Annotated in this window: 1 protein-coding gene; it reads right to left on the reverse strand. The window is 72.9% G+C overall.

Annotation, left to right across the window (positions count from 1 at the left end; all coding sequences use genetic code 11):
• Positions 1–144, reverse strand: a 144-nt coding sequence (locus tag G6026_RS17920; RefSeq protein WP_347238129.1) for a CinA family protein, incomplete at its 3' end; no start/stop codon positions are given.
• Between the last annotated feature and the right edge of the window lie 140 nt (positions 145–284).

The raw sequence follows: 284 nt of genomic DNA on the forward strand, positions 1-284 counted from the left end.
GGCCACGGTTGCCGCGAGCAACCCCGCGGTCAGCGACTCCGCGGTCGCCAGCGTCCATCCCCGCCCGGCGAGAGCTGTCACCGCGGCCGCGGCTGAGGGATCGGGCCCGGCACCCGGGCGCACAGGGGATGTCGTGTCGGACACGGTTCCGGGCCCTCAGCGCCCGGCCCGCGCTGCCTGACGCGCTTTCACCAGGTAGTCGACACCCGTGTAGACGGTCAGCACGAGAGCCACCCCGATCACCGCCCACTCGACCGGCCAGAACCAGTACGGTAGCGGCAGGA

This window comes from Dietzia sp. DQ11-38-2 (assembly GCF_014145055.1).
Taxonomy (GTDB): domain Bacteria; phylum Actinomycetota; class Actinomycetes; order Mycobacteriales; family Mycobacteriaceae; genus Dietzia.